Source organism: Guyparkeria sp., assembly GCF_046545975.1.
Taxonomy (GTDB): Bacteria; Pseudomonadota; Gammaproteobacteria; order Halothiobacillales; family Halothiobacillaceae; genus Guyparkeria.
In genome coordinates, this window is sequence record NZ_JBKGYT010000091.1 from 1 (window position 1) to 6235 (window position 6235).

A 6235-nucleotide genomic window follows, 5' to 3' on the forward strand; every position below is an offset into this window, starting at 1 on the left:
TGGGCCTGGGCATGTGCAGCACCCATGCCTACGGCCGTTGCCAATGCCGTGCTGGTGATAACGCCTGCAATCGTCTTGGCTCGGAATTTCATAAAACACCTTGTCAGCTTTGCTGTGAATTGTTCGGCGCATTGCCGATCAACGCGCAGGTTTCCGACCTGCTGGGCTGGTGGGTCACGGTGAGTGCCTTAAAGTTCCAGATCAAGTGCCATAAAGTTTTCAGAATGGTGTTTGCCGGGGTGGTCTCCGGGCGGATGGATGGTCGCGCGGGCATTCGGCATGGCGGTTCTTGATGCTGCGGCTTTGCTGCCCCGGCAAGCCCCGCAGGGTGCCACGCGGAGGCCATGTAGCGTTCCCTAACGCAAGACGCCCGGCAAGGTGCCGGGCGTCGGGTATAAGGCGACGGCAGGTCGATCGGGTCGACCCGCCGGGGAGGACTTACATCCCCAAGCCGCCTCCCTCTTTCTCCTTGTCCTTGTCCTTGTCCTTGTCTTTGTCCTTGTCTCCGCCGGCCTCGGGCTGCGGCGCAGGAGCCCCTTGACCGCCTTGGCCACCTTGCTCGGCCGGTGGCGCACCGCCGCCCTGTTGAGCCGGCGGTGCGCCGCCACCGCCTTGCTGCTGCTCTTGGGGCGCGGCGCCACCCTGCGCCTGTCCGCCTCCTCCCTGGGCCTGGGCATGTGCGGCACCCATGCCTAGGGCCGTTGCCAATGCCGTGCTGGTGATAACGCCTGCAATCGTCTTGGCTCGGAATTTCATAAAAACACCTTGTCAGCTTTGCTGTGAAATGTTCGGCGAATTGCCGATCAATGCGCAGGTTTTTCGACCTGCTGGGGCGTGTGTCACGTTGAGTGCCTTCAAGTTCCAGCCAATGCGAAATTTTTTTCGGGCGATCACCGCCGTCCGACACGGGATGGTGGCGGGGGGTGGTAGAATCCCGGCTTGAATACGGGCCGCTGGCGGCCTGTGCGGGTATCGGTTTCGGGTGTTCGCAGGTGCCTGTCCTGCATGGGTCGACAGCGACCGGAGTGCGGTTCCGACAGGGCCGCCGCGAATTTCGGAATGCATCCTGACCGCGCCTGTCGGCGCGAGAAACAGAAAAGGTGAGCAATGGCCGGTCACAGCAAGTGGGCGAACATCAAGCATCGCAAGGCCGCGCAGGACAAGAAGCGCGGCAAGCTCTGGACCAAGATCATCCGCGAGATCACGGTGGCCGCGCGCACGGGCGGCAATGCCGACCCGGCGGCCAACCCGCGGCTGCGCCTGGCCTGGGACAAGGCCCTGGGCGCGAACATGCCCAAGGACACCATCGAGCGTGCCGCCAAGCGTGGCGCCGGTGACCTCGAGGGCCAGGACTTCGTCGAGGTCACCTTCGAGGGCTACGGCCCGGGCGGCGTGGCCGTGTACGTCACCGGCATGACCGACAACAACACCCGCACGGTGGCCGACGTGCGCCACGCCTTTTCCAAGAACGGCGGCAATCTCGGCACCGACGGCTCGGTGGCCTTCCTGTTCTCCCGGCTCGGGGTGCTCTACTACCCGCCGGGCAGCGACGAGGACCCGATCATGGAGGCGGCGATGGAAGCCGGCGCCGAGGACATCGAGGTGTTCGACGACAACTCGATCGAGGTGATCACCACCCCGGAGACGTACAGCGACGTCAAGCAGGCCATGATCGACGCCGGGCTGCCGCCGGCCGAGAGCGAGGTCACCATGCGTGCCTCGACCAGCGCGCCGGTCGAGGGCGAGAATGCCGAGAAGGTGGTCAAGCTGATCGACATGCTCGAGGACCTCGACGACGTCCAGGAGGTCTACCACAACGCCGAGATCCCGGACGAGGCCTATGCCTGACTCCCGGGCAGCGCAACGCCCCGGCCGCCGCGTGCTCGGCATCGACCCCGGCTCCCGCGTGTTGGGGCTGGCGGTGATCGAGTTCTCCGGTGGGCGGGCGCGCTGCTTGGGACTGGCCAGCCAGTCGCTGGCGCGTTACGGTGACTTTGCCGCCCGCATGGGCGGCGTTTTCGATTGCGTCACCGACTGGATCGAGACGCACCGACCGGACGAGTGCGCCATCGAGCAGATCTTCCTGCACGGCAGCCCGGAGTCCTCGCTCAAGCTCGCCCAGGCCCGGGGTGCCGCGCTGGCCGCGATCATGCGCCAGCGGCTGGACGTCGGCGAGTACATGCCCGCCACCGTCAAGCAGGCGGTGGTCGGCAGCGGCAAGGCCACCAAGGAGCAGGTCGCCCACATGATCCAGCGTCTGGCCGGGCTGGACGCGCTGCCCCCGGCCGACGGGGCCGACGCCGCTGCCGTGGCCCTGTGCCATTGCTACCGGAGCCACGCCTTCGGCGGGGTCGAGATGGCGGGGGGCAGTGGCAACGAGGAGGCCCGCACCATCCTGCGAGAGGCCTCGCAACGGCGCTATCGCCGCCGCAGCGACTCGCGCGGCTGGCGGGACATGGATGCCGCCGCGCTCAAGGCGCGCGCCGCGGCCAAATCGGGAGGACGCAAATGATCGGACGACTCGCCGGACGGGTGCTCGCGCGCAAGCCGCCGTTCCTGCTGGTGGACGTGCACGGCGTGGGCTACGAGGTCGAGGCCCCGATGTCCACGTTCTTCGCCACCCAGGGACAGGAGGAGGTCGCCCTGCACACCCACCTGGTGGTGCGCGAGGATGCCCAGCTGCTCTACGGCTTCGCCACCGTCCGCGAGCGCGACCTGTTCCGGGCGCTGGTCAAGGTCTCGGGCATCGGTCCGCGCATGGCGGTGGCCGTGCTCTCGGGCATGTCCGAGGCCCAGTTCCGCGACTGCGTGCTGGCCGAGGACGTCACGGCGCTGACCAAGGTGCCCGGCATCGGCAAGAAGACCGCCGAGCGGCTGATCATCGAGATGCGCGACCGGATCGACAAGGAGGCCGGTGCCGCGGCCGCGGGGCTGCCGGGTGGCGTGCCCGGCGTCGAGCACCCGCGCGACGAGGCGGTCAGCGCCCTCGAGGCGCTGGGCTACAAGCCGGCCGAGGCCGGCCGCATGATCACCCGGGCCGAGAAGGAGGGGGCGGACGACGCCGAGTCCCTGATCCGCCTGGCCCTGCGACACACGGTGAAGTAACCCCACGGTGAACCGACCCATGGAAGAGCAGCGCTTCGTCAGCTCCGAGCACCGCCCCGACGAGGAGGCCATCGAGCGTGCCCTGCGCCCGCGCCGGCTGGCGGACTACATCGGCCAGCCGGCCGTCGTCGAGCAGATGGAGATCTTCGTCCCCGCCGCGCGCAATCGCGGCGAGCCGCTCGACCACGTCCTGATCTTCGGTCCGCCGGGGCTGGGCAAGACCACGCTGGCGCACATCATCGCCAACGAGATGGGCGTCAACCTCAAGCAGACCTCCGGGCCGGTGCTCGAACGCCCCGGCGATCTCGCCGCGCTGCTGACCAACCTCGAGCCGGGCGACGTGCTGTTCATCGACGAGATCCACCGCCTCTCGGCCGTGGTCGAGGAGATCCTCTACCCGGCGATGGAGGACTACCAGATCGACATCATGATCGGCGAGGGGCCCGCGGCACGGTCGATCAAGCTCGATTTGCCGCCGTTCACCCTGGTCGGGGCCACCACCCGCGCGGGTATGCTCACCAACCCGCTGCGCGACCGCTTCGGCATCATCCAGCGCCTGGAGTTCTATGCCGTCGAGCACCTGGTGCACATCGTCGAGCGCTCGGCGCGGCTGACCAACCTGGACATGGACGGCGAGGGCGCGCGCGAGATCGCCGCCCGCTCGCGCGGCACCCCGCGGATCGCCAACCGCCTGCTGCGCCGCGTGCGCGACTACGCCGACGTCAAGAGCGGCGGCCGGGTCGATCGCGAGATCGCCAGCGCGGCGCTCGACATGCTCAAGGTCGACCAGCGCGGCTTCGACCACCAGGACCGCCGCCTGCTCGAGACCCTTTTGAGCAAGTTCGACGGCGGCCCGGTCGGGCTGGACAACCTCGCCGCGGCCATCGGCGAGTCGCGCGACACCATCGAGGACGTCCTCGAGCCCTACCTGATCCAGCAGGGCTTTCTCGTGCGCACCCCGCGCGGGCGCATGGCCACCCGCCAGACCTGGGGGCACTTCGGCTTCTCGCCGCCGGCGCAGTGGAACGGCGGCCAGCCCGACCTGCTCACGGAGGACGAGTCGTGACGGTGGAGCGGCCCGACGACGTCTTTCGCTGGCCGGTGCGCGTCTACTACGAGGACACCGACGCCGGTGGAGTGGTCTACCACGCGCGCTACCTCAACTTCTGCGAGCGGGCCCGCACCGAGTGGTTGCGGGCCCGCGGATGGGAGCAGGATGCGCTTCGCGACGACCATCGCCTGCAGTTCGTCGTTGCCCGGGTGGCGGTTGAATATCGTCGGCCGGCACGATTTAATGACGCGCTGAACGTCACCTGCGAGGTCGACTGCCTGCGCGGGGCATCCATCGACTTCGTCCAGCGAGTGGAACATTCGGCCGATTCAGCGGTCTTGTGTGAAGTCGTGGCACGCGCGGTCTGTGTCGACAGCGACACGATGCGTCCCAAACCAATCCCCGAGGCGATCCTGGAGTCTTTTGCGTGAATTCCGAGCCATCCGTTGTCGAACTCATCACCGGCGCCAGCCTGCCGGTGCAGCTGGTCCTGATCATCCTGATCCTGGCCTCGATCGCCTCCTGGGCCCTGATCATCCACAAGGCGCGGGTCTACAAGCGTGCCGTCGCCCGGGTGCGCCGGTTCGAGGGCAGCTTCTGGGCCGGCGGCAGCCTCAGCGAGTTCTATGACCGCCTGTCCCGCGGCGGCCAGCCGCGCGAGGGCCACGAGGCGGTCTTCGAGGCCGGTTTCCGCGAGTTCCAGCGCCTGCGGGCGGTCGAGGGGCGCGGTCAGGCCCAGATCATCGACGGCGTCGAACGGGCCATGACCGTCGCGCAGCATCGCCAGATCGACCAGCTCGAGGAAGGCGTGCCCTTCCTCGCCACCGTCGGCTCGGTCAGCCCCTACGTCGGCCTGTTCGGCACGGTCTGGGGCATCATGAGCGCGTTCATGAACCTCGGCACCATGCAGAGCGCCACGCTCGCGGCGGTGGCCCCGCCGATCGCCGAGGCGCTGATCGCCACCGCCATGGGCCTGTTTGCCGCCATCCCGGCGGTGATCGCCTACAACCGCTACACGCAGCGCATCGACTGGCTGGCCGGTCGCTACGAGAACTTCATCGACGAGTTCCTGGGTCTCCTGCAACGCCAGCTGGGAGGCAAGTGACCCATGGCGCGGCGCACGCGACGGGCACGACGCATGGTCGCCGAGATCAATGTCGTTCCCTACATCGACGTCATGCTGGTGCTGCTGGTCATCTTCATGGTGACCGCACCCATGCTGCAGCAGGGCGTGGAGGTCGAGCCGCCGCAGGCCGCCGCCTCCCCGCTGGAGGAGCAGGACGAGCCGCCCCTGCTGATCATCGTCGACCGCGAGGGTGAGTTCTTCGTCAACCAGGCGGAGAACCCCGAGGCGCCGGTGAGCCTGGCGACCGTCACCGAACTGGTCGCCGCCGCGCGGTCGGTCGATCCGGAAATCCCGATCCTGGTCAAGGGCGATCGGTCGTCCAACTACGAGGCCGTCATGCGCGCTATGGTGGCCGCCCAGGAGGGCGGGGCGGCCAAGGTCGGCCTGGTGACCGACTCCGACCCGGCCGCCCCCGACGAGGAGGGGCAGTAGACCATGCTGCGCATGATTGCCCGCATGCCGGTGGCCGTGCTCGTGGCCGTGCTGCTGCACGTGCTCCTGGCGCTGGCCGTGGTCTTCCACGAGCTGTGGGAGCCGGAGAAGGTCAAGCCGGCCGGCGAGGCGGAGAGCACCCCCACCCCGAACATCGAGGCCGAGTCGGTCTCGTCCGAAGCGGTCGATCGGCAGGCCGAGCGCATGCGCGAGCAGCGCGAGGCGCGTGAGCGCGAGCGGGCCGAGACCGAGAAGGCCGCCGAGGAGGCGGCCGCCGCCCGCCGGGCCGAGGAGGCCCGGGCCGAGCAGATGCAGAAGCTCCGCGAGGAGCGCGAGCGGGCCGCCACCGAGGAAGAGCAGCGCCTCGCCGAACTGGCCAAGGCGCGCGAGGAGGCGGAAGCCGCCCGCGAGGCCGCTCGCGAGGAGGCCGAGGCGGCGCGCAAGGAGGCCGAAGAGGCCGCCAAGCGCCGCGAGGCCGAGGAACAGGCGCGCAAGGAAGCCGAGGAAAAGGCCCGCAAGGA

General features: G+C 68.7%; 10 protein-coding genes. 9 read left to right on the forward strand and 1 reads right to left on the reverse strand.

From position 1 onward, the window contains the following. On the forward strand, window positions 1-293 hold a 293-nt coding region (locus ACLFMY_RS07890), incomplete at its 5' end, for a hypothetical protein (protein ID WP_410764105.1). A 145-nt stretch (window positions 294-438) separates the two neighbouring features. Here ACLFMY_RS07890 and ACLFMY_RS07895 read toward each other — a convergent pair. Next, entirely contained in the window at window positions 439-756 is a 318-nt protein-coding gene (locus ACLFMY_RS07895) for a hypothetical protein (protein ID WP_410764106.1), read from the reverse strand. 351 nt (window positions 757-1107) lie between these two features. Between ACLFMY_RS07895 and ACLFMY_RS07900 the strand changes: the two genes are divergently transcribed. The 8 genes from ACLFMY_RS07900 to ACLFMY_RS07935 form a co-directional block, all read left to right on the forward strand. Next, complete coding sequence (locus ACLFMY_RS07900; protein ID WP_410764107.1) at window positions 1108-1848, forward strand: YebC/PmpR family DNA-binding transcriptional regulator; 741 nt, start codon at window positions 1108-1110, stop codon at window positions 1846-1848. Beyond that, window positions 1841-2512, forward strand: coding sequence for a crossover junction endodeoxyribonuclease RuvC (gene ruvC, locus ACLFMY_RS07905; RefSeq protein WP_410764108.1), 672 nt, complete (start codon window positions 1841-1843; stop codon window positions 2510-2512). The genes ACLFMY_RS07900 and ruvC overlap by 8 nt, the downstream gene beginning before the upstream one ends. Further along, window positions 2509-3105 carry a Holliday junction branch migration protein RuvA gene (gene ruvA / locus ACLFMY_RS07910; RefSeq protein WP_410764109.1) on the forward strand — a complete coding sequence of 199 codons (597 nt, stop codon included), beginning with the start codon at window positions 2509-2511 and terminating at the stop codon, window positions 3103-3105. The genes ruvC and ruvA overlap by 4 nt, the downstream gene beginning before the upstream one ends. 19 nt (window positions 3106-3124) lie before the next feature. Next, window positions 3125-4171, forward strand: coding sequence for a Holliday junction branch migration DNA helicase RuvB (gene ruvB / locus ACLFMY_RS07915; RefSeq protein ID WP_410764110.1), 1047 nt, complete (start codon window positions 3125-3127; stop codon window positions 4169-4171). Window positions 4172-4173: 2 nt separating this feature from the next. After that, complete coding sequence (gene ybgC / locus ACLFMY_RS07920; protein ID WP_410764115.1) at window positions 4174-4587, forward strand: tol-pal system-associated acyl-CoA thioesterase; 414 nt, start codon at window positions 4174-4176, stop codon at window positions 4585-4587. After that, window positions 4584-5261: a protein TolQ gene (gene tolQ / locus ACLFMY_RS07925; RefSeq protein ID WP_410764111.1), complete on the forward strand. Its 678-nt coding sequence runs from the start codon at window positions 4584-4586 to the stop codon at window positions 5259-5261. The genes ybgC and tolQ overlap by 4 nt, the downstream gene beginning before the upstream one ends. A gap of 3 nt (window positions 5262-5264) precedes the next feature. Next, window positions 5265-5714 carry a protein TolR gene (gene tolR, locus ACLFMY_RS07930; protein ID WP_410764112.1) on the forward strand — a complete coding sequence of 150 codons (450 nt, stop codon included), beginning with the start codon at window positions 5265-5267 and terminating at the stop codon, window positions 5712-5714. Between the two features lie 3 nt (window positions 5715-5717). Continuing rightward, on the forward strand, window positions 5718-6235 hold a 518-nt coding region (locus tag ACLFMY_RS07935; RefSeq protein WP_410764113.1), incomplete at its 3' end, for a hypothetical protein.

Excerpts from the sequence above, each read along its gene's own strand:
- ACLFMY_RS07895 (WP_410764106.1), bottom strand. The coding sequence starts at position 756 with ATGAAATTCCGAGCCAAGACGATTGCAGGCGTTATCACCAGCACGGCA.
- ACLFMY_RS07900 (WP_410764107.1), top strand. The coding sequence starts at position 1,108 with ATGGCCGGTCACAGCAAGTGGGCGAACATCAAGCATCGCAAGGCCGCG.
- ruvC (WP_410764108.1), top strand. The coding sequence starts at position 1,841 with ATGCCTGACTCCCGGGCAGCGCAACGCCCCGGCCGCCGCGTGCTCGGC.
- ruvA (WP_410764109.1), top strand. The coding sequence starts at position 2,509 with ATGATCGGACGACTCGCCGGACGGGTGCTCGCGCGCAAGCCGCCGTTC.
- ruvB (WP_410764110.1), top strand. The coding sequence starts at position 3,125 with ATGGAAGAGCAGCGCTTCGTCAGCTCCGAGCACCGCCCCGACGAGGAG.
- tolR (WP_410764112.1), top strand. The coding sequence starts at position 5,265 with ATGGCGCGGCGCACGCGACGGGCACGACGCATGGTCGCCGAGATCAAT.